This window comes from Embleya sp. NPDC020886 (assembly GCF_044333915.1).
Classification (GTDB): domain Bacteria; phylum Actinomycetota; class Actinomycetes; order Streptomycetales; family Streptomycetaceae; genus Embleya.
Genome location: NZ_JBIRRX010000001.1, coordinates 1,041,975 through 1,062,805, shown reverse-complemented (window position 1 = coordinate 1,062,805; position 20,831 = coordinate 1,041,975). Strand labels below are relative to the sequence as shown.

Sequence of the window (20,831 nt, the reverse complement as noted above, 5' to 3'; positions counted from 1 at the left end):
AACCCCCCGGTTCCCGCCCCGGCGCCCGTTTTTGTCTTAATAATCTGGCGCGCGGGGGGGGGGGGGGCCCCCTGCCCCCCCCCCCCCCCCCCGGCCGCCGAAACCGGCCACCGGTGCCGCGTACGGCACCGGAATCCGGGTCGAGACTCCGCGCGGGAGTGTCAGCGGCTCTGCTGCGCCGGCACACCCGGCATCTTGTCGTCGTCGTCATCGATGCTCACACCCGCGGCGGCGACGGCCGCGCCGGTGAGCGTCGCCAGCATCTCGCGCACGTTGGTGAGCTGCGCGTTGATGCTGTCGCGACGGTGGGTCAGCGCGGCCAGCTCGCGCTCGGACTCCGAGCGGATCCGGTCGGCCTTGGCCCGTGCGTCGGCGACGATGTCGTCGGCCTGGCGCTGTGCCGTCTCGATCGTCTGACGCGAGCGACGCTCGGCGTCGGTGCGGAGCTTCTCGGCCTCCAGACGCAGTTGTTCGGCCCGGTGCTCGACCTCGGACAGGCGCTTTTCGGCCTTGGCCTGACGGGCCGCCAGGTCGCGCTCGGACTGCTCGCGGCGCTTGGCCAGGTTGGTCTCGAAGTCGGCGGCGGCCTGGGCGGCCTTGGCCCGGGTCTCCTCGAAGAGGGCCTCGGCCTCCTCGCGCTTGGCCGACGCGTCCTTGGCCGCCTCGCCACGAAGCTGCGTGGCGTCGCTCTTCGCCTTGTCGAGGATCCGCGAACCCTCGTCCTCGGCCTTGGCCTTGCGCTCCTTGCCGTACTGCTCGGCATCGGAACGCACCTGCTGGGCGGCCGCCTCGGCCAACTCGCGGTGCTGATCGGCGGCGCGGCGAGCCTCCTCGCGCAGGTCCTTGGCCTCTTCCTCGGCGAGGCGGAGGATCTTCTCCACCCGAGCGCCGAGACCCGCGTAGGACGGTTCGGCGTCGGCGAGTTGGGCCTGCGCGTTCTGGCTTTCGAGGTGAAGTTCCTCGATTCGCTTCTCCAGCGCCGAGATCCTCGCGAGCGCGCTGTCACGGTCCGACACGAGCTTCGTGATGCGGTCGTCGACCTGCGAACGCTCGTACCCACGGCGGACGATGTCGAAGCCGTGCGGAGAGTTAGTGTCGCTCATGGGGTTCCTGTCGTATGACGGGTGCGGTGAATGAGGTGACGGGTGGAATCCTGGCACGAATCGGGCGGAGCATCGACCTGACCGGGGGATAAGAACCGGCCGGCATCGCTCAATCGGATGACGACGAACCGGCACCCTTCGCCCCGGGGCCCTTGCCCGACGAGGAGTTGCCCTTGCCGGCGCCCAGACCCGCAGGAGCGGCGAGCGCGTCCAGGACACCCTGCACGCGCGACATCTCGGCGGTGATGTCCTTGCGTCTGCGGTTCAACTCGTCGAGTTTGCGCTGTCCGTCGGCACGATGACGGTCCGCGTCCTTGCGCGCCTCGGTGCGCAGTCGCTCCGCCTCCTTCCGCGCCTCGTCGAGAACCTTCTCGGCGTCCGCGGCGGTCTTGCGACGGACCGCCTGCGCCTCCCGCTGGGCGGCGGCCACTTGTTCGGCCACCTTCGCCCGCAGGTCGTCCGCGCCCTTCTGGGCGTCGGCGAGGCGCTGTTCCGCTTCCGAGAGCAACGCCTCGGCCTTCTTCACCGCGGCAATCCGTACCCTATCCGCCTCGGAACCGGCCTTGTCACGAATTCGCTCGGCTTCCTCCGCCGCGGTCACCTTCATCTTCTCGGCGTCCACGCGGGCCTCGCTCACCTGTTCCTCGGCGGCGGCGACCAGGTCGTCCACCCGCTTGCCGGCCTGCTTCAGGCCCTCCGCGGCCTGCCGGCGGGCACGTTCGACGGCCTGCTCGGCCTCCTTGTCGGAACGCTCGCGGGTGGCGGTGGTGTCCCGGCGCGTCTCGCTGATCATCGCGTCCGAGTCCTTGCGCGCCTTCTCTATCACCGCCGTTGCCTCGGTGCGCAGCCGTTCGTCCTCCGCCTCGGCCTCGGCGATCAGTCGGTTCGCCGCCTCGTTCGCCTCGTTCACGTGTTGTTCGGCCTTGCGCTCGGCGGTGCCGACGATCTCGGTGGCCCGACCCTTCGCGCGAATCAACAGATCCTCGGCCTCGTTGGCGGCCTGCTCCAGCTCCGCCCGGGCCTGATCGCGCAGCGTGGTCGCGGCCTCCTCGGCCTCGCGCAGTTCCTTGTTCGCCGCTTCCCGTCCGGCCGTTCGGGTCTTCTCGGCCTCCCGGTCGGAATCGGACTTCATCCGCTCGGCGTGCTTGCGGGCCGCGGTGACCGTGGCGTCCGCCTCCGCGCGGGCCCGGACCAGCGTGGTCTCGGCGTCGTCGCGGGCCTTGGTCAGGTCGCGTTCGGCGAGCGCGGTGAGCCGGTCCGACTCCTCGCGGGCGGCGTCCTCGATACCCACCACCGCGGCACGTACGGCCTCGGCCTCGGCCTGTGCCTCGGCCACCGCGCGCGCCGCGTCCTCCTTGGCCGACCGGGCCTGGGTGGTCGCACTCTCCAACAGGTCGGTACCGCGCGCCTCGGCCTTCTCCAGCAACTCGCGGGCCCGCGCCTTGGTGCGGTCGCGCAGCTCGGCCGCCTCGTCGCGGGCCTCCTCCAGCGCCTGCGCACCCTGGGTACGCAGCCGGATCGCCTCGGCCTCGGCCTCCTCGCGCATCCGGGCGGAGTCGGTGTCGGCCTGCTCCAACTGGGTCAGCGCGGCCGTCTCGGCCTCGCCGCGCAGCCGTTCCGACTCCGCCGTCGCCTCGTCGAGCGCCGCGGCGGCCTCCTCGCGCAGGGTGCTCGCGTCGTGGTCGGCCGCGGCCCGCGTCGCGGTCGCCTCGGCGTGCAGCCGCTCGGCCTCGGTGCGCGCGGCCTCCAACGCGGCGGCGGCCTCCTGCCGCAGGGTGCGGGCCGCGGTCTCGGCGTCGGTGCGCACCTGCTCGGCGTCGCGTTCGGCCCGCTCCAGCAGCGCCCGGGCCGCGCTTTGCGCCTCGGACCTGGCCCGATCCGCGTCCGTCTCGCCCTGCGTCCGTGCCGCGTCCGCGTCCGCCTTGGCCGCGGCCAGTGCCGCGGTCGCCTCCTGGCGCAGCGCACGGGCCTCGCCGTCGGCCTGCTCCAGGATGCCGAGCGCGGTCTCCTCGCCCTCCGCGCGCACTCGCGCGGCGTCCGATTCGGCCTTGTCCAGCGCGGCACGCACGGTCGCCGCCGTCTCGGTACGCAGCGTGCGGGCGGCGTCCTCGGCTTCGGTCCGCATGCGCTCGGCCTCGGCGTGGGCCTGTTCCAGCACCGAACGCGCGGTCTCGGTGGTCTCCTCGCGCAGTGTGCGGGCGGCCGTCTCGGCCTGCGTGCGCATGCGCTCGGCCTCCGCGTCGGCCTGCTCCAGCACCGAACGGGCCGTGTCCGTGGTCTTCTCGCGCAGCGCCTGCGCGGCGCTCTCGGCCTCGGTCCGCATCCGGGTCGCGTCCGCGTCCGCCCCCGCCAGCAGCGTGCGGGCCTGCTCGGTGCTCTCCTCGCGCAGCGTCAGCGCCGTGCTCTCGGCGGCCTCGCGCACCGCCCGCGCGGTGCTCTCGGTCTCCTCGCGCAACGTGCGCGCCTCGGTCTCCGCCTCCTCGCGCATCGAGGCGGCGTCCCGGCGGGCGGCCGAGCGCATGCCGTCCGCCTCCGCACGGGAGTCGGTGAGGACCTTCTCGGCCTCCTCGCGGGCCTTGCCGATCAGCTCGTCCGCCTTGACCGCGGCCGACTGGGTGCGCGCGCCGGCGTCGGCGCGGGCCTGCTCCATGGTGGCCTGGGCGTCCGCCCGGGCCCGGTCCAGCGTGTCCTCGGCCTCGCCGGCGGACTGCTCGGCCCGGGCGCGCAGTTCCTCGGCCCGGGTACGCAGCTCGGCCGCCTGCCGCTCGGCCTGCGTGCGGACCGCCTCGGCCTGCGCCACCGCCTGCTCGCGCAGTTCGTTCGCGGCCTGCTCGGCGGAGCGGACCAACTCCTCCGCCGCCCGCGACGCGTCGGTCGCGGCCTTGTGTGCCTCGGTCCGGGCCTCGGCCACCAGCGTCTCGGCCTCGGCGTGCGAACGGCCGGCGTTCTCGGCCGCCTCGGTGCGCACCCGCTCCGCCTCGGCCCGAGCCGCCTCGACCCGCTCGGCGGCCTGTGCGGCCGACTCCTCGCGCAGTTGCTCGGCGGCCTGGGCGGCCTCCTTGCCCAGGCGCTGCGCCTCGTCCCGGGCGCGCTGCAACTCCTCGACGGCCTCCGCCTGTTGGCGCTGCGTGAGCTCGCGCAGCCGGTGCGTGTCGGCGACCGCCTTCTCGCGCAGCTTGCCGGTCTCGGCCCGGGCCGTCTCCAGCAGTTCCTCGGCGCTCTCGGCGGCCTTGGCACGCACCTGGTCCGCGTACTCGCGGGCCTCGTTCGCCAGGTGGTCGCTCGACTCGCGGGTGCGCGTCTCGACCGCCTCGGCGTCGGCCTGTGCCCGGGCACGCAACTCGTCCGCCTCGGTGCGCGCTTCGCTTTGCACCCGTTCCGCCTCGGAGCGGGACTTGGCCATCAGGTCGTCCGCGGCCCGGGCGGCGGTCTCCAGGCGGTCGGCGGCGCCGGCCTCGGCGTTGGTGAGCAACTGCTGAGCCTCGGCGCGCAGTCGGTCGACCTCCTGCCGACGACGCTCGATCTCCGCGCGGGCCCCGGCCTCCAACTCGTCGACCCGGGCCAGGGTTTCCTCGCGGGCGATGTCCAACTCGGCGCGGGTGTCCGTACGCAGCGCCTCGGCCTCGGTGCGGGCCTCGTCGCGCAGTCGGTCGGCCTCGCCGAGCGCCTCGGCGCGCAGCCGCTCGGCCGCGGCGCGGGCCTCGGAGGTGAGCTTGTCCGCCTCCGCGCGGGCCTTGGCCAGATACGCCTCGGCGTCGCCGGCGGCCTTGCCGAGCGTCTCGCTCGCCTCGACCTCGGCGCCCTGGAGCAGGCGCTGGGCCTCGGCCTGGCGGCGGTCCGCCTCGCCGGCCGCCTCGGCGCGCAGCCGCTCGATCTCCAATTGGGCGGATTCGAGCAGTTTGGCGGTGTTCTCCGAAGCGCCCTGGGCGCGGGCGCCGGCCTCGCCGGTGACCCGCTCGGCCTCGGATCGTGCCTCGCCGATGATCCGGGCGGCCTCGACCCGGGCGTCGCCGACCAGGCTCTCCGCCCGGGTGCGGGTCTCGGTGCGCAACTGCTCGGACTGGTCCACGGCCACGCTCGCCCGGGCCTTGGCCTCGGCGATCACCCGGTCCGCGTCGCCCTGGGCGCGCGAGAGCAGCGACTCGACCTCGGCGCGGGTGCTCTCGCTGGTGCCGACGGCCTGCTCGCGCGCGGCGGCGGCGATCCGCTCGGCCTCGGCGCGGGCGTTGTCCAGGAGCTGGCGCGAACGTTCCTCGGCCTGGGCACGCAACTGCTCGGCCCACGTGACGTTCTCGTTGACGCGGGTCTCGGTGGCCTGGCGGGCCTGGGCCAGTTCCTCGTCCAGGCGACGGCGGCGCTCCATCACCTCGGCCTGCCAGTCGGCCTCCAGCCGGGCGGACCGCGCGGCGGCCTCCTGGAGCAGGCGCTGCGTGGTCGCGCGCGACTCCTGCAACTCGCGCTCGGCGTCCGCGCGGACCTGATCGGCCTGCAACTGGGCGTTGCGCAACATCTGCTCGGCCTGGCCGCCGATGCTGTCGAATCGGGGTGTGGCGAGTTGGCGGCGAAGATCATGCAGCTTCGCGCGGAGAACCTCGACCTGATAGCCGAGGTCCTCCGCGTGTGCGACGGTGTCGTCGCGCTCCGTCTTCAGCCGCTTTATCTCGTCGTCGAGCAGTTCGAGGTGCTCGTCAACTTGGTAGCGGTCGTAGCCCCGCACTGTGGGGTCCCACTCCATCCCCTGGCCGCGTACGTTTCAGTACTGCAAGTCGGCCGTTTCCGGCCGGTTGGTGACGATGCGTTCCCGTTTGTACATCCGGAACCGCCCGTACCGCATTGACTACCAGGGAGAATGGTCTCAGATCCAGGGACCGCCGTCAGACGTTACGAAAGCGGTTGATGGCGTCGATATGCCGCGCTCGCATCTCGGCGTCCCGAACCCCCAGGCCCTCCTCCGGTGCGAGACACAGTACGCCCACCTTGCCCTGGTGCAGGTTCCGGTGGACGTCCCGGGCCGCCTGGCCGGTCTCTTCCAGAGCGTAGGTGCGCGACAACGTCGGGTGAATCCTACCCTTCGCCACCAGACGATTCGCCTCCCACGCCTCGCGGTAGTTGGCGAAGTGCGAACCGACGATGCGCTTCAGGCTCATCCACAGATAACGGTTGTCGTACTCGTGCATGTAACCCGAAGTCGACGCACAGGTCACGATGGTGCCGCCCTTGCGGGTGACGTACACCGACGCGCCGAAGGTCTCCCGGCCCGGGTGCTCGAAGACGATGTCCACGTCCTCGCCGCCGGTGAGTTCGCGGATGCGCCGGCCGAACCGGTTCCACTCGCGCGGGTCCTGGGTGTGCTCGTCCTTCCAGAAGCGGAAGTCCTCGGCCCGCCGGTCGATCACCAGCTCGGCGCCCATGTCCCGGCACAGTTGCGCCTTGTCCTCGGAGGACACCACGCAGATCGGCGTGGCGCCGCCCGCGAGGGCGAACTGCGTCGCGTACGAGCCCAGGCCGCCGGAGGCGCCCCAGATCAGCACGTTGTCGCCCTGCTTCATGCCGGCGCCGTTGCGCGAGACGAGTTGGCGGTACGCCGTCGAGTTGACCAGGCCCGGCGAGGCGGCCTCTTCCCACGACAGGTGTGCCGGCTTGGGCATGAGCTGGTTGCTCTTGACCAGGGCGATGTGCGCGAGACCGCCGAAGTTGGTCTCGAAGCCCCAGATGCGCTGCTCGGGGTCGAGCATCGTGTCCGAGTGTCCGTCCGCGCTCTCCAACTCGACGGAGAGGCAGTGCGCGACCACCTCGTCGCCGGGCTTCCAGGCGTTCACGCCCGCACCGGTGCGCAGGACGACGCCCGCGAGGTCGGAGCCGACCACGTGGTAGGGCAGGTCGTGCCGCTTGGTCAGTTCCGAGTTGCGGCCGTACTTCTCCAGGAAACGGAAGGTGGAGACCGGCTCGAAGAGCGAGGTCCACACGGTGTTGTAGTTGATCGCACTGGCCATCACGGCGACGAGGGCTTCGCCGGGGCCGAGTTCGGGCAGCGGCACGTCTTCGACGTGCAGCGACTGACGCGGATCCTTGTCCCGCGATTCCATGCCCTCGAACATCGTCTCCTCGTCCTTGTGGACGGTGACGGCGCGGTACGAGTCGGGAAGCGGGAGCGCTGCGTACGCCTCCTTGGGGGTGTCCCCCGCGAGGATGGCGTCGAGGATCTCCTTCATCGTCGGCCTCCATGGGTCGGCGGTTGAAGCATGGGAGAGCAATGAGGGTTTGCGAACTTCGCGTTGAACTTCGCTGAACTTACCCGCTGGTAACGCTAGGCGGTCGGCACAAACCCGACAAGAGGCGGAGTCGCAGGAACTGCGCCGCTCGCTTGACGGGTTGTCGGGTGCGCGAGGCGCGATCGAAGCCGGCGCCGCGCCGCGAGATGTCGCGGGCGGTCGCCGGAGATGCCGGGCGTCGGCGCGAGCCGAGCGCTCGGCTCAGTGCTCCGCGTCGGGGTTCGCGGCCGAGGTCACCAGCTCGGTGAGCACACCGTGACAGTCCTTGGGGTGCAGGAAAGTGATGCGCGAGCCCATGGAACCACGACGCGGCTCCTCGTAGAGCACCCGCACGCCCTTGTCCTTGATCGCGGCCGAGTCCGCATCGACGTCGGCGGTGCCGAACGCGATGTGGTGCACGCCCTCGCCGTTCTTGGCCAGCCACTTCGCGACGGTGGAGTCCTCCCGGATGGGCTCCAGGAGCTGGAGGTAGGAGGCGCCGCCGTCCGAGGTCTCGTTGATCTTGAGCATCGCCTCGCGGACGCCCTGCTCCTCGTTGACCTCGGTGTGGAATACCTCGAAGCCGTAGGTCGTCGTGTAGAACGCCACCGTCGCGTCGAGGTCGTGGCAGGCGATGCCGATGTGGTCGATCCGCGTGAGCACCATGGCCTCCAAAGGGCCTCTGGGGAGTACCCGGGTTACCTGCGAGTAGATACCCGGTCCGTCGAAACGAGACTATGGGTGAGAGCACACTCGGTAGGGGTGGCCCGAGATGGTGGGTTCCGTCACATCGGAGCCCCCTGCCACGGTCGCGGCCCTTCCGGGTAGGTTCCGGAACAACTTCACGTCCGTCGCGGGGATGCCGCACGTCGCCCGGGCCGCCTGGCGATGGCACCCCGACCCTCAAGTTGTGGAGGCCACCCTCATGGCCGGTTCTGTCATCGTCGCCGGGGCCCGTACGCCCATGGGTCGGCTGCTCGGATCCCTCAAGGGCTTCTCCGGCACCGACCTGGGCGCCATCGCGATCAAGTCCGCGCTGGAGCGCGCGGGCATCACCGGGGACCAGGTCCAGTACGTGATCATGGGCCAGGTGCTCCAGGCCGGCGCCGGGCAGATGCCCGCGCGTCAGGCGTCGGTCAAGGCCGGCATCCCGATGAACGTGCCCTCGCTGACCATCAACAAGGTCTGTCTCTCCGGCCTGGACGCGATCGCGCTGGCCGACCAACTGATCCGCGCGGGCGAGTTCGACATCGTGGTCGCGGGCGGCATGGAGTCCATGACCAACGCCCCGCACCTGCTGCCGAAGTCCCGTGAGGGCTTCAAATACGGCGCGGTGGAGATGCTCGACGCAATGGCCTACGACGGTCTGACCGACGCGTTCGAGAACATCCCGATGGGCGAGTCGACCGAGCACCACAACGGCAAGCTGAACATCTCGCGCGCGGAGCAGGACGAGGTGGCGGCGCTGTCCCACCAGCGGGCCGCCGCCGCGGCGAAGAACGGTGTCTTCGACGCCGAGATCGTGCCGGTGCAGATTCCGCAGCGACGCGGCGAGCCGGTCGTGTTCGCGACCGACGAGGGCGTGCGTGCGGACACCACCGCGGAGTCGCTGGGCAAGTTGCGCCCGGCGTTCACCAAGGACGGCACGATCACCGCGGGGTCGGCCTCGCAGATCTCCGACGGCGCCGCCGCCGTCGTGGTGATGAGCAAGGCCAAGGCGCAGGAGCTGGGCCTGGAGTGGCTGGCCGAGATCGGTGCGCACGGCAACGTCGCGGGCCCGGACAACTCGCTCCAGTCGCAGCCCTCGAACGCGATCAAGCACGCGCTGGGCAAGCAGGGCCTGGGCGTCGAGGACCTGGACCTGATCGAGATCAACGAGGCGTTCGCCGCCGTGGCCGTGCAGTCGATGCGCGACCTGGGAGTGGGCACCGACAAGGTCAACGTCAACGGCGGCGCGATCGCGCTGGGTCACCCGATCGGGATGTCCGGCGCCCGCGTGGTGCTGCACCTGGCGCTCGAACTCAAGCGGCGCGGCGGCGGCACCGGCGCGGCGGCGCTGTGCGGCGGCGGTGGCCAGGGCGACGCGCTGATCATCACCGTCCCGGGCAACTGAGCCGACCGGTCGCCGCGACGCGCACGGGCTCGGGCACGGGCCCGGCGGGCGTCGCCGACCGGGCGGTTCCCGGGTGATACACCCACCTGAAACGATCTCGGAGTCGCGCGGCACACACAGCGGTGTGCGGCCGCGCCGGCTCCGGGGTCGTTTCGGCATATCCGAGCAGGGAAGCGGTGGCGCATGAGGTCGGGGATGGATGTCGCGACGTTGGTGGCCCAGGCCCGGGAGGGTCGGCCCCGGGCGGTCGCCCGGTTGATCTCACTGGTCGAGGACGCGTCGCCGAAGTTGCGCGAGGTGATGGCCGCGCTCGCGCCGTTGGCCGGCAACGCGTACGTGATCGGGCTGACCGGATCGCCCGGCGTGGGCAAGTCGACGTCCACCACCGCGCTGGTGAGCGCCTATCGCAGGCTGGGCCGACGGGTGGGCGTGCTCGCGGTGGACCCGTCCTCGCCGTTCTCCGGCGGCGCGCTGCTCGGTGACCGGGTGCGGATGCAGGACCACGCGACCGACCCCGGGGTGTACATCCGCTCGATGGCCTCGCGCGGGCATCTGGGCGGGCTGTCCTGGTCCACTCCGCAGGCGTTGCGGGTGTTGGACGCGGCGGGCTGCGACGTGGTGATCGTGGAGACGGTCGGGGTGGGTCAGTCCGAGGTGGAGATCGCCTCGATGGCGGACAGCACGGTGGTGCTGCTCGCGCCCGGGATGGGCGACGGGATCCAGGCGGCCAAGGCCGGGATCCTGGAGATCGGCGACCTGTACGTGGTCAACAAGGCGGACCGGGACGGCGCGGCGACCACCGCGCGCGAGCTGGGGCACATGCTCTCGCTGGGCGAGGCGCGCGGGCCGGGGGACTGGCGTCCGCCGATCGTCAAGACGGTGGCCTCGCGCGGCGAGGGTGTCGACGAGGTGGTCGAGGCGCTGGAGAAGCACCGGGCCTGGATGGAGGCCGGCGGCGAGCTGACCCGGCGACGCCGGCGCCGGGTGGCCGATGAGGTCGAGGCGATCGCGGTCACCGCGCTGCGTGCCCGGATCGGCGACCTGCGTGGCGGCCGGCGGCTCGACGCGCTGGCCGAGCGGGTGCTCACGGGCGATCTGGATCCGTACACGGCCGCGGACGAGCTGATCGCCGGGCTCGGGGCCTCGGGGGCCTAGGAGTCGGCCCGAGTCGGCCTGCCCGGTCGTGGGTGGGCCGACTTCGGTTCGTCGTCAGACGCCGGACGGGTCGACGGGCTGCTTCAGGGAGGGGCAGACCGTGCTGCGGGCGGCCGGGCGGAGTTTGTCGGCCACCGCGCCGAAGGCCGCGCCGACGACCTGCTTCTGGGCCGGCGTCATCACGTCCATCAGGTGCTCGCGCACGCTTTCCACATGCGTGGGCGCCGCGGCCTCCAGCACTCGCCAACCCTCCTCGGTAAGCACCGCGTAGGCACCGCGCCGATCGGTGGGACAGTTGCGGCGGGCCACCAGACCGGCGTTCTCCATCCGGGTCATCTGGTGCGAGAGTCGGCTCTTGGACTGCTGGGTCGCCTCGGCCAGATCGCTCAGCCGTACCTCCCGATCCGGATGCTCGGAGAGCTGGACCAGGATCTGGTAGTCGTGCAGGGACAACCCGTGCGCGCGCTGGAGTTCGCGCTCCAGTCGGGGCGGCAGCATGTTGATCACGGCGATGATCTGGCGCCAGACGCACTGGTCTTCATCGCTCAGCCACCTGGGCTCGGCTTCCGTCATGTACCACAGAATACCGAAAATAGTTGAAGCTTGAATGACCTATTGGTCATGTCGGGCCGCCGGCGCGCCCGGCGCCCTCCGTCGCGGCGGCCGTCCGGCATACGTGCGGGGGTATGCGCGAGGAGTGAGACGGCCACGTGACCGCTCGGTAACCTCCACTACGCTCGGCCCGTGCCGAAGCCACTGAATCTCCCCTTCGATCCGATCACGCGTGCCGACGAGCACTGGCGAGAGCACTGGGGGGAGTGCCCGCCGATGGTCGCCATCACCTCGATCATGCGCGCCCAGCAGATCCTGCTCGCGGGCGCCGACGCGGTGCTCAAGCCGTACGGGCTGACCTTCGCCCGCTACGAGGCACTGGTACTGCTCACCTTCAGCCGGACCGGCTCGTTGCCGCTGTCCCGGATCGGCGAGCGGCTGATGGTCCACCCGACGAGTGTGACCAACACGATCGACCGGCTGGAGCAGGCCGAGCTGGTCGCCCGCCGGCCGAACCCGCGCGACGGGCGGGGGGTGCTCGCGGTGATCACCGACAAGGGCCGCGACGTCACCGAGCGGGCCACCCGGGATCTGACCGCGCGCGAGTTCGGGCTCGGCGCGTACACCCCGGAGCAGTGCGCGCAACTGTTCGACCTGCTGCGGGTGCTGCGGGTGGACGCGGGCGACTTCCGGATCGAGGAGGAGGCGGCGGTGCCGGCGCCGGCACATAACGGTGACGAGGGGGTGGATTCGGGGACCCCGGTGGTGGCGACGTAAGCTGCATGCGCCATTGTGAAAAGCGGTCGACGAGGTCGTCGAAGAAGCCGCCGTTACCGAAGGTGCCGCCGTGAAGCCTGTCGTATTGACCCGCTACCGGGTGATGGCCTGGATCACCGGGTGCATGCTCCTGGTCCTGTCCCTGTGCATGGTCCTCAAGTACGGGTTCGACACCGGCGAGAAGGCGACGCTCTACGTCAGCCAGGCACACGGCCTGTTCTTCATGATCTACCTGGTCGTCACCTTCGACCTCAGCAGCAAGATGAAGTGGAAGTTCGAGCGCATGCTGCTGATGATGGTCGCCGGCACGATCCCGCTCGCGTCGTTCTTCGCCGAGCGCAAGGCCGTCGAGGCGGTCCGCGAGCGCGGTCCGGAAACGGCCGCCGCCACCGCCTGAGTCATCGGCTCGCAGTCCGCCCGTTCCCTCTCCGCTTCCCCCGAGGATCCCCCATGCTTTCCACCGCTGTCGGCCGCTTCAAGGTGATCTCGATCGCCGAGGGCTGTTCGTTCCTGCTGCTGCTCGTCTTCGGCTCGCTGCTGAGCCGGATCTCGGACATCAACCTGGTCATGCCGCTGGGCCTGCTGCACGCGGTCATGTTCATCCTGTACCTGCTGGCCATGCTGGACGTGCGCACCAAGCTGTCGTGGGACAACAAGACCACGCTGCTCGCCTTCGTCGCGGCGATTCCGCCGTTCGGCCCGTTCGTCTTCGACTACAAGATGAAGCACAAGCTGGTCGAGCCGACCGCCGCGCCGGCCGCCGCCTGAGCGGTTTGCGCCGCCGGGCCCGGTGTCCCGGTCGTTCGTGTTTGCGAAGCCTCCGACGTGTGGTCGGGGGCTTCGGCGTTTTCCGGACCTGTTCCCGGTCGGTGTCGGGGGAGCGATCGTGGACATTTACTAGGACGTCCTAGTAATTTTCTTGTGCCGCGCGGGAATGGGTCCTACGACGACGGCAGCGGACAGGAGCCACGTGAACACCGAGGACATCGAAGCGGGTCGGCAACGCTGGCAGGACCGGTACGACAAGGTCCGCAACGAGGGCATGCGACGCACCACCCTGTCCGAACTCGAGGTGGAGCCGGTCTACGGGCCGCCCGCCGATCAGCCCTACGAGGGCTTCGAGCGGATCGGCTGGCCGGGCGAATTTCCCTACACCCGCGGGCTGTACCCGACCGGCTATCGCGGCCGGGCCTGGACCATCCGGCAGTTCGCCGGGTTCGGCAACGCCGAGCAGACCAACGAGCGCTACCGGATGATCCTGGCCAACGGCGGCGGCGGCCTGTCGGTCGCGTTCGACATGCCGACGCTGATGGGCCGCGACAGCGACGACGAACGCTCGCTCGGCGAGGTCGGGCACTGCGGCGTCGCGGTGGACTCGGCGGCCGACATGGACGTGCTCTTCCGCGACATCCCGCTCGGCGACGTGACCACGTCGATGACCATCTCGGGCCCGGCGGTGCCGGCGTTCTGCATGTACCTGGTCGCGGCCGAGCGGCAGGGCGTGGACATCGGCACGCTCAACGGCACGCTGCAGACCGACATCTTCAAGGAGTACATCGCCCAGAAGGAGTGGCTGTTCGCTCCCGAGCCGCATCTGCGGCTGATCGGCGACCTGATGGAGTACTGCGCCGCGGAAATCCCGGCGTACAAGCCGCTCTCGGTCTCCGGCTACCACATCCGCGAGGCCGGGTCGACGGCCGCGCAGGAGCTGGCCTACACGCTGGCCAACGGCTTCGGGTACGTCGAGCTGGGGCTGTCGCGCGGCATGGACGTGGACGTGTTCGCGCCGGGGTTGTCGTTCTTCTTCGACGCGCACGTGGACTTCTTCGAGGAGATCGCCAAGTTCCGCGCGGCGCGGCGGATCTGGGCCCGGTGGATGCGCGACGTGTACGGCGCCAAGACCGCGAAGGCGCAGTGGTTGCGCTTCCACACCCAGACGGCCGGCGTCTCGCTGACCGCGCAGCAGCCGTACAACAACGTGGTGCGCACGGCGGTCGAGGCGCTCGCGGCGGTGCTCGGCGGGACCAACTCGCTGCACACGAACGCGCTGGACGAGACGTTGGCGCTGCCCAGTGCGCAGGCCGCGGAGATCGCGCTGCGCACCCAGCAGGTGCTGATGGAGGAGACCGGGGTCGCGGCGGTGGCCGACCCGCTGGGCGGGTCCTGGTACGTCGAGGCGCTCACGGATCGGCTGGAGGCCGAGGCGGAGGCCACGTTCGCGCGGATCCGCGAGCTGGGCGAGACGTCGCCACACCCGATCGGGCCGATGACGTCGGGCATCCTGCGCGGCATCGAGGACGGGTGGTTCACCGGGGAGATCGCCGAGTCGGCGTTCCGCTATCAGCGGGCGGTGGAGAAGGGCGACAAGCGGGTGGTGGGGGTCAACTGCCACGAGGGCTCGGTGACGGGTGATCTGGAGATCATGCGGGTCAGCCACGAGGTCGAGCGGGACCAGGTGAAGGTGCTTGCGGGGCGGCGGGAGGGGCGGGACGGGGCGGCCGTTGCCGCGGCGTTGGCGGAGATGCGGGTTGCTGCGCGGGGGGCGGTGAATCTGGTGCCGCCGATGTTGGCGGCGGCTCGGGTGGAGGCGACGCTCGGGGAGATCTGCGATGTCCTTCGGGAAGAGTGGGGTACGTACACGGAGCCGGCGCGGTTCTGAGGTCCTGCGCTGGGTTCGCCTCAAGCGCCGGCGAGGCTGATTCGCCTCATGCGCCGGCGGGGCTGATTTGGCCTCATGCGCCGGCCGGGCTGGGTTCGCCTCAAGCGCCGGCGGGGCTGATTCGCCTCATGCGCCGGCGGGGCTGATTTGCCTCATGCGCCGGTGGGGCTGATTTGTCTCAGGTGCCTGTGGGGGTGGGTGGGTGGGGGAGTAGGCCGGTTACGACGAAGGTGGTGAAGTGTTGGACCCAGGTGTCCGTGGCGGGTTCGGCGGTCAGCAGGATGTGGTGGACGACCGTGCCGGCGATGATGTCGAAGATCAGGTCGACGTCGAGGGCGGCCGGGGTGGTGATTTCGCCGCGGGCGTGGGCTCGGGCGCGGCCTTCGACGACGAGGCGTTTTTGCGGGTCGACGACCTCTTCGCGGATGCGTCGGCGTAGGGCCGGGTCGCTGGTGGAGTCGGCGACCAGGCCCATCAGGGCCGTGCGCATCTCCGGGCGGCCCAGGAGTGCGGCGAAGCGGCGGACCACGTCTTCGATGTCCGCGCGTAGATCCGGGCCCCGATCGGACAGTCGGAGCGTGCCGAGCATCTCGGCGACCGCGGCGATGGCCAGGTCGTGCTTGGAGTGCCACCGGCGGTAGAGCGTGGTCTTGGCCACGCCCGCCCGCGCGGCGACGTCGCCCATGGTCAGCCCGGCCCATCCGCCGTCGGCCAGCAACGAGCGGGCCGCGTCCAGGATCGCGTCGTCCGCGCTGGCGCTGCGCGGGCGTCCCTTGCGCTGTATGGGTGGGCCGTCCGCACCGTCTTCCGCCGATTCGTCGTACACGGGCGGTCATGTTACCGGCAGGTATGGTGCCCGGCGGTGGTGCAACTCACATCCGTCATTGCGGATCCTACGGTCGCATTCCCCCGGGCGGGCCCCTTACGCTACGAGCCGTAGCGAATCGCGGTGCCTGGATGGGGATTCGAGCACACGATCGCGACTGACGGCCCGTCAAGGGTCGTCGTCCGTCCCGGGGCCCGCATCCTGCGGGGACCGGGACGCGACGAGGCTTCGAGAACGTGCGCCGGTGGTTCGCCCCGTGCATCGTTCGGCTTGCTCTCGGGGGAAGATGTCTACATGCAGCCACGGAACATGTCCATGCGCGGAGTAGTCGACCTCGGTGCGGTCAAGGCCGCCGCCGACAACGCCGCCAAACGTGCGGCCGCGCCGGCCGGGAAGCCCGCCGCCGCGTCCGGTGGCCAACGGGTCGTCATCGACGTCACCGAGGCCACCTTCGAGACCGAAGTACTCGCGCTCTCCCAACAGGCCCCCGTCGTGATCGACTTCTGGGCCGAGTGGTGCCAGCCGTGCAAACAGCTCAGCCCGCTGCTGGAGCGCCTGGCCGAGGAATACGCCGGCCGGTTCGTGCTCGCCAAGATCGATGTCGACGCCAACCCGCGTCTCGCCCAGGAGTTCGGCATCCAGGGCATCCCCGCCGTGATGGCCGTCCTGGGCGGTCAACTCGCGCCGCTGTTCCAGGGCGTGGTGCCCGAGCAGCAGGCTCGGCAGGTGCTGGACCAGCTCGTCCAGCTCGGCGAGGAGCGCTTCGGTCTGACCGGCGTCGTGGTCGACGGCGAACCGGCCGCCCCGATCGAGGACGAGGACGAGGAGCCCGCCGGCGACCCGCTGCTCGCGGCCGCCGACGAGGCGCTGGAGACCGGCGATCTGGACGGTGCGGCCCAGGCGTTCCGCAACGTGCTCTCCGACCACCCGGCACACGCCGAGGCCAAGCTGGGCCTGATCAACACCGAACTCCTGCTGCGCACGCAGGGCGTGGACGCGGACAAGGCGCGCGCGGATGCCGCCGAGCGGGCGGACGACGTCGCGGCGCAGACGCTCGCGGCCGACCTGGACATCCTGGACGGCCGGGCGGACGAGGCGTTCGCTCGACTCGTGGAGACCGTGCGGCGCACCTCGGGCGAGGACCGGAACACCGCGCGACTGCACCTGCTGGACCTGTTCGAGATCGTCGGCGCGGACGACCCGAGGGTGCCCAAGGCGCGGATGGCGCTTGCGGGCGTGCTCTTCTGATCCTGCGTCAGGCGCTGATCCTGTCGACGAAGCCCCGGTCGTTCTCGTTTCCGAGAGCGGCCGGGGCTTCGTCTTTACGCATCTTTGACCAAGGGCCATTTCCCTGGCCCTGCGTGGCATTTGGTGACCTCCGAGTGATTCTTTAACGGACATATCCGGGAAAAACGGAGCACTTGGCGAGGGTGTCGACGTCGCGCTGTGATGCGGTGGCGGGTGCCGTCCGAAGGGCGGCGTTACTCGCCGGTAACGAACCTCTTGTGTGCCGACCCGGTCGTGAAAGATGATCGGGCCGCTCGATCCGTGTCCCCTCAGCTCCGGCAGCCGGTCGGTGGTTCGGACGCGGACCTCCCCATCCAGGCCGTGCCGGTCCGTCCCAGGACAGGCAGGCCCTCCCTCCATGCCCCGCCACGTGCGGCCCTGGTCCGCATGAGGCGGGGACTCTGTCCCGAGGAGGACCATGGACAAGAAGGTTCAGGCGGGTAGCGGCAAGACCCGCTGGAAGCGGTTCGGTATCACCCTCATCCCGGTCGCGGCGCTCACCGTCGGCATGTTCGCGGGCGTCGCCAGCGGTGCCGTCCCGGTCAACATCACCGTCTCCGGCGGCAGCTTCAAGGTCTCCGCCGACGAACTGGACGCCAACCAGTTCTCCCAGTACGGCGGGCACTACGAGACCAAGAACGGCAGGATCGTGCCGGTGGCCACCGCGGCGATCGGCGACGCCAAGATCACCAAGCTGTGTCAGTCGGTGAACGCGTTCGGCGTCGTGCTGCGCATCGAGGCCGGCGGCAACGGTACGCCCGCCACGGCGAAGGACATGCGGCTGTCGATGGACGGACTCGACGGTGACGCCGAGTTCACCAACATCGACATCGGTGTCGACGCCTCGACGATGGCCCAGGGTTCGTCCGACTGGGCCAAGGGCCCCAAGGTGGGCGGCAACGGCGCACCGACGATGTTCGGCCAGCAGGCCGACCACGCGAAGTTCACCAAGGTCAAGCAGACCGCGTGGCTGGTCCAGGCCGGTCAGTTCTACCTGAAGGACCTGCATCTCACGGTCGGGGGCGGCAGCAAGGAGTGCTTCTGACCTGTCGTCGGCCGCAGGCGGGCTTCCCGCCCGCGGCCGTTCGGCCAACGCGGAGCACCACTCCAGGGAGTAATTCGTGACCGAAGAACAGCCGCACCCGAACGCGATCGGGCGCGGGTGGCAGGCGTTTCGGACCTGGCGGCGAGCCCGTCCGTTCTGGGCCGGAGTATTCAGCATCCTGGCCGCCGGGCCGATTCTGTACGCGCCCTACGCGGCACTCAACGCCGGTGACGTGACCGTGCAACTCCAGCAGTTCGGCGGGGTCTCGGCGCTGTTCATCGGCGCCATCCTGATCATGTGCGGCATCGCGATCTGGTTCAACCCGCAAGCCCGGGTCTACCTCGGGGTCTTCGTGATCCTGGTGTCGCTCGTGTCGTTCATCGTCGCCACGTTCGGCGGATTCGGCGTCGGCATGTTGTTCGGCCTGATCGGCGGCACGCTCGCGGTCTCCTGGGTCTATCTGCCACCGGACGCGCCGGACGACGAGCACGTCGACGACGACGAGGGCGGCGACGGGGATCGGGGTGCGCCGGACGACACGCTCGTGGAGGACGGTTTCCTGGTCCAGGCAATGAACGGGAAGGACGCCGATGCCTCGGGGGAAGCACCGACCGGGTCGGTGACGAACCGACCCGGTGACAGTGCCCGAGGGAGTGTCTCGCCGCGGACGGCGCTCACGGTGATCGCGGCGGCGATGGTCGGGGTGGTGGGCGTCGTCGGGATCGCGCACGCGTCGCCCAGCGATCCGTTGCCCGACAACCCGTACTCGGACGGCCCCTGCGTCTCGGCGAGTCCCACGACCTCGTCGAGCGCCTCGGCCGCGCCGAGCACGTCGAGCGCGGCGCCGAGCACGACGGCCACCAAGTCGGCGGGTTCGACCGCCGCCGGCAAGGCGGGCAGCCGACCCTCGACGGACCCGACTGCGGCGGCCGACGGTCGGGTGGTGGCGCCGAAGGCACCACAGGGCACGGCGGCGCAGACTACGGCGCCGACGAGCAAGGCGCCCGAGTTTCGGCTGCCCGAGCTGAAGCTGCCGGAACTCAAGCTGCCGGAACTGAAGTTGCCCGGCCTGCCCGGGCTCGGACTGCCGGGGGCCGACCGGCCCTCGACGGCGCCGCCCGTTCCGGCGTCGGCACCGCCGGCGGCCCCGGCATCGGCGGCACCGCCGGCGGCCGCGGCCGGTCGCACCTCCTCGGCGCCGGCGTCGACGCCTCCCGCGACGACATCCGGCAAACCGTCGGCGAAGCCCTCGACGACGTCGGCCAAACCGTCGGCCACGTCGTCCTCGGCGGTGCCGAAGGACGGCAGGACACCCTTTCCGTGCCCGGTGCAGGGACCCGTGAACGCCAAGAGCGGCGGGGGACTCCCGCCGGTCGCGGTCGACCCGTTGGTGCTGAAGTCCAGCCTGTTGGCGATGGCCGGCCTGAACTACGAGGGCGTGGTGAAGGTCGAGACCCTCGCGGGCGGTGAGGAGAACGCGCTCAAGTTCACCGTGTCCAAGGGCATCGACATCTGGAACATGTCGATGACGGTGAAGGAGGCGGGCGGCAAGGACGTCGTCATCTCGTCCGACGAGGGCAGCAAGTCCTGGATGGACGCGGACATTCCGACGACGATGTACGTGAAGTACCTCAAGGGCAACATCTTCGGGATCATCCCGATCACGTTCACGCCCGAGAGTCCGCCGCCGATCAACGTTCCGATCGTGTTCTTCACGAACGTCGAGAGCGCGATGTACGCCCAATTGGGCGGCAAGTTGCACATCCCCGGCTACGGGATCAACAAGACCAACGTGAAGTAGCCGACCCGTCGGGCCGATGCGCCCCGGAACCCACGCGGTTCCGGGGCGCGTTCACGTTCGGTGGCCCGTTCGGGCGGCGCTACGCGTCCACGTAGCGTTCGCGGAACATGGCCAGCACGTTGGCGGTCGGCAGGCTCGGCCACAGGGTCACGCGGCCGTTGCGGCGGTCCACGATCCACTGGCCGGCGCCGACGTTGGCCATCGGGTCCGGGTTCGGGTAGATCGCCTGGACCAGCCAGCCGTACTCGAACTCGGTCATCACGAAGTCACTCGGCGCGTTCGGACCGCCGCCGACCACGTGCCGGCGGGCCTTGTCCCGGGCCTCGCGCTCGTCGATCGGCCGCGGCGGCAGCGGTGCGTCGGCCGGTGTCAGGTTCAGCCGGGTCGGCCGGCGGCCCTCGATCAACGCGATCAGCGCGCCGTCGAAGGTGTCGGCGACGTGCCACAGATCGCCCCACCACAGGTACACCGCGCCGCGCGGATCCATCGCCAACCGACCGCGACCCAGGTCGTATTCGCCGACCGGGGTGAGCGGGCGGCCCAGCGCCGCGCCGTACGCGGCGAGCAGGTCGCCCGCGTACAGCCCGACCAGCGGGTCGATCCGGAACGGCATCCGGGACATGTCCACGCCGGGGCCGTACTGATGCACCGTCATCCCGCCGAACTCCCACAGCGCCTTGATCGCGCTCGGCGGGACGTCGATCCCGGCCGTGCCCAACGCGCGGTACCAGCGCAGCAGTTCCTCTTCCGGGATGTGGATGCCGGGTTGCCAACCGGTGGCCGTGAGGGCCTGGACCACGGCCTCGGGAAAACGATCGCTCATGACGCGGGCACCTCCAGGATGGTGACCCCCAGGTCCGCCAGCGCCGGTGCGCAGGACGAGCAGGGCGGGATCGGCCGTTCGTGCGCGGGGTCGTTCGGCTCGCGCAGCAGGATCGCGGCCAGCGCCGCGCCGTCGAGCAGCCGGCGCATCCGGTCGAGCACGACCTCGTGATCGGGATCGTGGCTGCCCTCGGCGGCCAACGAGGCTTCCGCCTCGACCGCGACCTGGGACAACAACAGGGCGTCGGGGCAACGCCCGTGGAACACCGAGCGCATCGCGGGTTCGGTGCGGTCGAGCAGCGCGGCCACGGCCGGGTGCAGGTCCACGATCGTGGTGTGTGCGCTCACCGCCGTCATCGGTTCCAGGCCGGGGCGTTGCAACGCCGCACCGACGCCGGGAGGCAGCAGATTGTCGAACATCGGTCTTCGTCCGTTCCCTT

At 70.7% G+C, this 20,831-nt stretch carries 17 protein-coding genes; 9 read left to right on the top strand and 8 right to left on the bottom strand.

From position 1 onward, the window contains the following. Window positions 1–161: 161 nt before the first annotated feature. The 4 genes from ACH4U8_RS04390 to mce all read right to left on the bottom strand — a co-directional run bounded on the left by ACH4U8_RS04390 (window position 162) and on the right by mce (window position 8,017). On the bottom strand, window positions 162–1,103 hold the full coding sequence (locus tag ACH4U8_RS04390; RefSeq protein WP_360317193.1) for a cellulose-binding protein: 942 nt from the start codon (window positions 1,101–1,103) through the stop codon (window positions 162–164). A gap of 109 nt (window positions 1,104–1,212) precedes the next feature. Continuing rightward, the gene (locus tag ACH4U8_RS04385; RefSeq protein WP_395775796.1) at window positions 1,213–5,820 is read right to left on the bottom strand and encodes a hypothetical protein; all 4,608 of its coding nucleotides are present in this window, start codon (window positions 5,818–5,820) and stop codon (window positions 1,213–1,215) included. 157 nt (window positions 5,821–5,977) lie between these two features. Continuing rightward, the gene (gene ccrA, locus ACH4U8_RS04380; RefSeq protein WP_360317197.1) at window positions 5,978–7,315 is read right to left on the bottom strand and encodes a crotonyl-CoA carboxylase/reductase; all 1,338 of its coding nucleotides are present in this window, start codon (window positions 7,313–7,315) and stop codon (window positions 5,978–5,980) included. Window positions 7,316–7,576: 261 nt separating this feature from the next. Continuing rightward, window positions 7,577–8,017, bottom strand: a complete 441-nt coding sequence (gene mce, locus ACH4U8_RS04375; protein WP_360317356.1) for a methylmalonyl-CoA epimerase — start codon at window positions 8,015–8,017, stop codon at window positions 7,577–7,579. Window positions 8,018–8,279: 262 nt separating this feature from the next. On the opposite strand from mce, the gene ACH4U8_RS04370 reads away from it, so the two are divergent. Beyond that, on the top strand, window positions 8,280–9,467 hold the full coding sequence (locus ACH4U8_RS04370) for an acetyl-CoA C-acetyltransferase (RefSeq protein ID WP_360317199.1): 1,188 nt from the start codon (window positions 8,280–8,282) through the stop codon (window positions 9,465–9,467). A 195-nt stretch (window positions 9,468–9,662) separates the two neighbouring features. Continuing rightward, complete coding sequence (gene meaB / locus ACH4U8_RS04365; protein ID WP_360317201.1) at window positions 9,663–10,622, top strand: methylmalonyl Co-A mutase-associated GTPase MeaB; 960 nt, start codon at window positions 9,663–9,665, stop codon at window positions 10,620–10,622. Between the two features lie 54 nt (window positions 10,623–10,676). On the opposite strand, the gene ACH4U8_RS04360 is transcribed toward meaB, so the two are convergent. Next, window positions 10,677–11,195, bottom strand: coding sequence for a MarR family transcriptional regulator (locus tag ACH4U8_RS04360; RefSeq protein WP_360317203.1), 519 nt, complete (start codon window positions 11,193–11,195; stop codon window positions 10,677–10,679). Window positions 11,196–11,366: 171 nt separating this feature from the next. Here ACH4U8_RS04360 and ACH4U8_RS04355 point away from each other — a divergent pair, with 171 nt between their 5' ends. The 4 genes from ACH4U8_RS04355 to ACH4U8_RS04340 all read left to right on the top strand — a co-directional run bounded on the left by ACH4U8_RS04355 (window position 11,367) and on the right by ACH4U8_RS04340 (window position 14,610). Continuing rightward, window positions 11,367–11,951, top strand: coding sequence for a MarR family transcriptional regulator (locus tag ACH4U8_RS04355; protein ID WP_360317205.1), 585 nt, complete (start codon window positions 11,367–11,369; stop codon window positions 11,949–11,951). Window positions 11,952–12,021: 70 nt separating this feature from the next. After that, on the top strand, window positions 12,022–12,348 hold the full coding sequence (locus tag ACH4U8_RS04350) for a DUF3817 domain-containing protein (RefSeq protein ID WP_395775795.1): 327 nt from the start codon (window positions 12,022–12,024) through the stop codon (window positions 12,346–12,348). A 53-nt stretch (window positions 12,349–12,401) separates the two neighbouring features. Continuing rightward, window positions 12,402–12,719: a DUF3817 domain-containing protein gene (locus tag ACH4U8_RS04345; RefSeq protein ID WP_360317211.1), complete on the top strand. Its 318-nt coding sequence runs from the start codon at window positions 12,402–12,404 to the stop codon at window positions 12,717–12,719. 274 nt (window positions 12,720–12,993) lie between these two features. Beyond that, window positions 12,994–14,610 (top strand): methylmalonyl-CoA mutase, encoded by a 1,617-nt coding sequence (locus ACH4U8_RS04340; protein WP_380020545.1) that lies wholly within the window; start codon window positions 12,994–12,996, stop codon window positions 14,608–14,610. A 178-nt stretch (window positions 14,611–14,788) separates the two neighbouring features. On the opposite strand, the gene ACH4U8_RS04335 is transcribed toward ACH4U8_RS04340, so the two are convergent. Then, complete coding sequence (locus ACH4U8_RS04335; protein ID WP_395775794.1) at window positions 14,789–15,436, bottom strand: TetR/AcrR family transcriptional regulator; 648 nt, start codon at window positions 15,434–15,436, stop codon at window positions 14,789–14,791. A 294-nt stretch (window positions 15,437–15,730) separates the two neighbouring features. On the opposite strand from ACH4U8_RS04335, the gene ACH4U8_RS04330 reads away from it, so the two are divergent. The 3 genes from ACH4U8_RS04330 (at window position 15,731) to ACH4U8_RS04320 (ending at window position 19,569) form a co-directional block, all read left to right on the top strand. Continuing rightward, window positions 15,731–16,684 carry a tetratricopeptide repeat protein gene (locus ACH4U8_RS04330; protein ID WP_395775793.1) on the top strand — a complete coding sequence of 318 codons (954 nt, stop codon included), beginning with the start codon at window positions 15,731–15,733 and terminating at the stop codon, window positions 16,682–16,684. 457 nt (window positions 16,685–17,141) lie between these two features. After that, window positions 17,142–17,768: a DUF6230 family protein gene (locus ACH4U8_RS04325; RefSeq protein ID WP_360317220.1), complete on the top strand. Its 627-nt coding sequence runs from the start codon at window positions 17,142–17,144 to the stop codon at window positions 17,766–17,768. Window positions 17,769–17,844: 76 nt separating this feature from the next. Next, window positions 17,845–19,569, top strand: a complete 1,725-nt coding sequence (locus ACH4U8_RS04320) for a DUF6114 domain-containing protein (RefSeq protein WP_395775792.1) — start codon at window positions 17,845–17,847, stop codon at window positions 19,567–19,569. Between the two features lie 79 nt (window positions 19,570–19,648). Here the strand turns inward: ACH4U8_RS04320 and ACH4U8_RS04315 are convergent, their stop codons facing one another. Both ACH4U8_RS04315 and ACH4U8_RS04310 read right to left on the bottom strand, forming a co-directional pair. Further along, complete coding sequence (locus tag ACH4U8_RS04315; protein ID WP_360317226.1) at window positions 19,649–20,392, bottom strand: SUKH-3 domain-containing protein; 744 nt, start codon at window positions 20,390–20,392, stop codon at window positions 19,649–19,651. Then, window positions 20,389–20,811 (bottom strand): YwqJ-related putative deaminase, encoded by a 423-nt coding sequence (locus ACH4U8_RS04310; RefSeq protein WP_360317228.1) that lies wholly within the window; start codon window positions 20,809–20,811, stop codon window positions 20,389–20,391. Before ACH4U8_RS04310 ends, ACH4U8_RS04315 begins: the two co-directional genes overlap by 4 nt. Between the last annotated feature and the right edge of the window lie 20 nt (window positions 20,812–20,831).

Bases quoted from the DNA above. Each gene is read 5' to 3' on its own strand.
- ACH4U8_RS04340 (WP_380020545.1), top strand. From the start codon at position 12,994: ATGCGACGCACCACCCTGTCCGAACTCGAGGTGGAGCCGGTCTACGGG.
- ACH4U8_RS04310 (WP_360317228.1), bottom strand. From the start codon at position 20,811: ATGTTCGACAATCTGCTGCCTCCCGGCGTCGGTGCGGCGTTGCAACGC.
- ACH4U8_RS04330 (WP_395775793.1), top strand. From the start codon at position 15,731: ATGCAGCCACGGAACATGTCCATGCGCGGAGTAGTCGACCTCGGTGCG.
- ACH4U8_RS04315 (WP_360317226.1), bottom strand. From the start codon at position 20,392: ATGAGCGATCGTTTTCCCGAGGCCGTGGTCCAGGCCCTCACGGCCACC.
- ACH4U8_RS04370 (WP_360317199.1), top strand. From the start codon at position 8,280: ATGGCCGGTTCTGTCATCGTCGCCGGGGCCCGTACGCCCATGGGTCGG.
- ACH4U8_RS04345 (WP_360317211.1), top strand. From the start codon at position 12,402: ATGCTTTCCACCGCTGTCGGCCGCTTCAAGGTGATCTCGATCGCCGAG.
- meaB (WP_360317201.1), top strand. From the start codon at position 9,663: ATGGATGTCGCGACGTTGGTGGCCCAGGCCCGGGAGGGTCGGCCCCGG.
- ACH4U8_RS04325 (WP_360317220.1), top strand. From the start codon at position 17,142: ATGGACAAGAAGGTTCAGGCGGGTAGCGGCAAGACCCGCTGGAAGCGG.
- ACH4U8_RS04390 (WP_360317193.1), bottom strand. From the start codon at position 1,103: ATGAGCGACACTAACTCTCCGCACGGCTTCGACATCGTCCGCCGTGGG.
- ccrA (WP_360317197.1), bottom strand. From the start codon at position 7,315: ATGAAGGAGATCCTCGACGCCATCCTCGCGGGGGACACCCCCAAGGAG.
- ACH4U8_RS04360 (WP_360317203.1), bottom strand. From the start codon at position 11,195: ATGACGGAAGCCGAGCCCAGGTGGCTGAGCGATGAAGACCAGTGCGTC.